At 34.7% G+C, this 3,573-nt stretch carries 5 protein-coding genes; 2 read left to right on the top strand and 3 right to left on the bottom strand.

The genetic code is table 11. From position 1 onward, the window contains the following. Nucleotides 1-190: hypothetical protein (locus tag WBN21_RS08460; protein WP_424199303.1), on the bottom strand; the 190-nt coding region annotated here is incomplete at its 3' end. A gap of 77 nt (nucleotides 191-267) precedes the next feature. Beyond that, the gene (locus tag WBN21_RS08455) at nucleotides 268-1,257 is read right to left on the bottom strand and encodes a stage II sporulation protein M (RefSeq protein WP_424199305.1); all 990 of its coding nucleotides are present in this window, start codon (nucleotides 1,255-1,257) and stop codon (nucleotides 268-270) included. A gap of 83 nt (nucleotides 1,258-1,340) precedes the next feature. Between WBN21_RS08455 and WBN21_RS08450 the strand changes: the two genes are divergently transcribed. Together WBN21_RS08450 and WBN21_RS08445 are read left to right on the top strand one after the other, a co-directional pair. Next, nucleotides 1,341-2,060 (top strand): RDD family protein, encoded by a 720-nt coding sequence (locus tag WBN21_RS08450; RefSeq protein WP_424199301.1) that lies wholly within the window; start codon nucleotides 1,341-1,343, stop codon nucleotides 2,058-2,060. Between the two features lie 291 nt (nucleotides 2,061-2,351). After that, the gene (locus WBN21_RS08445; protein WP_424199299.1) at nucleotides 2,352-2,960 is read left to right on the top strand and encodes a trimeric intracellular cation channel family protein; all 609 of its coding nucleotides are present in this window, start codon (nucleotides 2,352-2,354) and stop codon (nucleotides 2,958-2,960) included. A 26-nt stretch (nucleotides 2,961-2,986) separates the two neighbouring features. Here the strand turns inward: WBN21_RS08445 and WBN21_RS08440 are convergent. After that, the coding region (locus WBN21_RS08440) for a peptidylprolyl isomerase (RefSeq protein ID WP_424199297.1) at nucleotides 2,987-3,573 on the bottom strand (587 nt) is incomplete at its 5' end.

Here is a 3,573-nt window from a genome sequence, read left to right as displayed (position 1 = left end):
AATTTATGCTAAAACTATCAGAATTATTACGCTCCTTTTGTTTTACGTTTCCTTTTTTGTAATCTTCATATTTGCCAGAGCCAGTTTTGGTTTGGGTAACAACATCTGTGCCTTCATAATTATATTTATTGCTATCATAGCGGTCCTTAAAATCGTCGTCAAACTTCCTAATGTTTTCAGGTGTTTGCATTGGGTTTATTGCAAATGATGGCTGATAAATACAAGTGATTAGACATAAGAATAAGAAAATATGTAGGTGCTTTGTTTTCAAATATGCGACGGACTTAAATTTGGGATTTGAGTGATTTGTTTTTGTATTTTAAAAGGATAAATTAAATAGTAATAACTGATGATACTTAGTGTGATTAGAATGATACTAACCGATAGCCAATGCGGCATAATATTAGAATAGCGTGTAATAAAGCCTTCTAAAAATCCAGCTGCAAACGTGAATGGAAACGTACTTATTAAAATTTTAATGCCAATTTTTGCGCCCTTTTTAAACGATGTATATCTGGAATGCGTTGCAGGGAATAAAATGCTGGCTCCTAAAATTAAACCCGCTGCACATTCAATTACAATGGCAAAGATTTCCATAGCGCCATGGATCCAAATCCCGCGAATACTTTCCCAAAACACGCCTTTTTCATAAAAAAAATACTGAAAAGAGCCTAACATGATACAGTTGTTAAACATAATGTAAAGTGTGCCGATTCCTAAGAAAACACCTAGCACAAAAGCGATAATACCAACTTTTAAATTGTTAATAGTGATACCTATAAAGCTTCCCCAATTACTACCGCTTTTGTAAACGGCAACTGGATCGCCAGCTTCAATATTTTCTAACGACATATTTACATAGTCATCACCTAATACAGAGCGTACAAATTCCCCGTCATTAGCAGCCGAAATAGCACCAATAAAGGTAAACGCCGAAAAAATGATAAAAGCTATGTAAATGAATTTTCGGTATTGATAACAAATTAAAGGCACTTCGGTTTTCCAAAAAGAAATAATTCGATTAGTATCGGTGCTTTTAGTTTTATAAATTTTCTGATAAGCGTTGGCAGATAACTGATTCAAATAGGCAATTACCTTGCTTTTAGGGTAGTAAGTTTGAGCATAAGCCAAATCATTTATAACCTGAATGTATTGGGAAGCTAATTCGTCAGGATTATCAAAATCATTATTGACGATTGCTTTTTCAAAACTCAACCATTTTTCTTTATTTTGCTTGATAAATGCAACTTCCCTCATAAATTCGTTCAACCACATTTAATTTTTATCTTAAATCCAAAAAGATTAAATGAGTTCTTATATTTGATAAATTAAATTATAAAATGTCAGAGTTACAAATTAACACGACTCAAAATGTAAAAATAACGTTTAATGCCGCGGGAGTAGGCGAGCGATTATTAGCGTTTTTTATAGATATGGCTATAAAAATTGGCTATATGTTGGTTTTAAACTGGACTTTCGGAGCCTTCGATAACATGGACCAATGGTCGCAAATAGCCATAAACACGGTGCTTAGTTTTCCGGTTATGTTTTATACTTTGGTTTTGGAATCTTTAATGCAGGGGCAAACGCTAGGTAAAAGGGTTTTGAAAATTAGAGTCGTAAAAATTGATGGTTTCCAAGCGTCGTTTTCAGATTATGTGGTTAGGTGGTTTTTCAGAATAGTAGATATTTATATTTTCGGACTCGGTTTTTTCATCATGTTATTTAATAAAAAAACGCAACGTCTTGGCGATATGGCGGCAGGAACGGCGGTTATAGGTTTAAAAGATAATGTGAATATTAGTCATACTATTCTCGAAAATTTAAAGGAAAATTACAAGCCAACCTATCCAAATGTTATCAAGCTGTCTGATAATGATGCCAGAATTATAAAAGAAACATTTCAGGTGGCAAGAGCGTCAAAAGATTATCAAACCTTAATTAAATTGAGGCTAAAAATTATTGAAGTTGTTGGTATAAAAACGGTAAAGCAAAGCAACGATATGGAGTTTATCGCTGTTATTTTAAAGGATTATAATTTTTATACTCAAAGTATGTGAGCAGAGAACCAATTTTTTGCTTTTGGCAAAAATTGTGTGAATCGCTCATCCCAATGCAAAATCGGGATCTCGTTTAAATGAAAGTAGAAATTGAATTTGTTAAAAAAGAATGATTAATTATAGGTACTAATTGCGTTAGGCCTGCCGGCAGTCAGGGATTGTAGTGGAAAGCCCGCAGTCCGACGAAGGAGGTGGGAGGACTTGCAACGGAAAGCCCGACCCTTGTGGTAACCTGCCTGCCGGCAGGCAGGCGCCCAAACTATTAAAAATTTTAAAGCCGATTAAAAAACTATGTATTACATTATTGATATTTTAGGACTCATATCTTTCGCCATTTCTGGTGCCTTGGTGGCATTTAATAAAAGGATGGATGTGTTTGGTGTCTTGATAATTGCATTTGTTACTTCTGTGGGCGGTGGAACGCTTACCGATTTGCTTATTGGGAATACACCGGTTGGCTGGATGAAAAATATTATTTATGTATATATTATATTAGGTTCGGCCGTTTTTGCCATTATCTTCAGAAGTAAAATCAACTATTTAAGAACATCACTATTTTTGTTCGATACCATTGGGATTGGTTTGTATACGCTGTTGGGTATAGAAAAAGGATTGAATGCCAATTTGCACCCACTAATTTGTATTGCTTTAGGAACCATGACCGCAAGTTTTGGAGGTGTTATTAGGGATATTTTGTGCAACGAAATTCCTATTATTTTCAGAAAAGAAGTTTATGCCACGGCCTGTATATTAGGAGGGATAACTTTTTTTGCATTACGAAAATTTAACGTACCTGAAAGCATCATTTTAATCGTTTCGGGTGCTGTGGTTATTGTTGTAAGGTTGCTGGCAGTAAAATTTAAAATAGCGTTGCCAAATATATATTCGAAGGATACTTGATTTAGCCTTCCGTCTTCTGTCTTCCGTCAATCAATAATCTCCACATTACGGATATAAATATTCTTATCTGGCCAATCGCCATCATCAGTTTCAACAGAAGCAATTTTATCAATAACATCCATGCCTTGAGTTACATGCCCAAAAATGGTATAATCGCCATCTAAAAAATGTGCACCACCTTTTTGGCAAACAATAAAAAACTCAAAAGGCGAAGCGAGTTTATGCGGATTTCTAATTTCACTACTAGGCATAGAAATCACACCTCTGTCATGTTTATATCCACGTTTAGTGTCTGGAGGCAATAAATATTTGCCAATATGAGCGCGTTTTCTAGAAGTTTTTACATCGTCGCTATTACCAGCTTGTACCATAAAATTATCTATAACTCTATAAAATTGGGTATCGTTAAAATAGCCTTGTTTTGTTAGCCAAATAAAGTTAGAGCGATGAAATTTTGTGTCGTCGTAAAGTAAAATATCAATGTCGCCAAAATCGGTGGTTATCCGTACTTTGTTTTCTTTGTAGTGTTTATCATATTCTAAGAAAAATTCCATGGCGCTTTTAGAATTTAGCTTGGGAAATTCACGCTCAGGTTCTTCAATGGTGTCTTCTT

Source organism: Algibacter sp. (assembly GCF_049667265.1).
Classification (GTDB): domain Bacteria; phylum Bacteroidota; class Bacteroidia; order Flavobacteriales; family Flavobacteriaceae; genus Algibacter_B.
The sequence above is the reverse complement of the archived record's forward strand: the minus strand, read 5'-3'. Positions and strand labels throughout refer to the sequence as shown.

Bases quoted from the DNA above. Each gene is read 5' to 3' on its own strand.
- WBN21_RS08455 (WP_424199305.1), bottom strand. From the start codon at position 1,257: ATGAGGGAAGTTGCATTTATCAAGCAAAATAAAGAAAAATGGTTGAGT.
- WBN21_RS08450 (WP_424199301.1), top strand. From the start codon at position 1,341: ATGTCAGAGTTACAAATTAACACGACTCAAAATGTAAAAATAACGTTT.
- WBN21_RS08445 (WP_424199299.1), top strand. From the start codon at position 2,352: ATGTATTACATTATTGATATTTTAGGACTCATATCTTTCGCCATTTCT.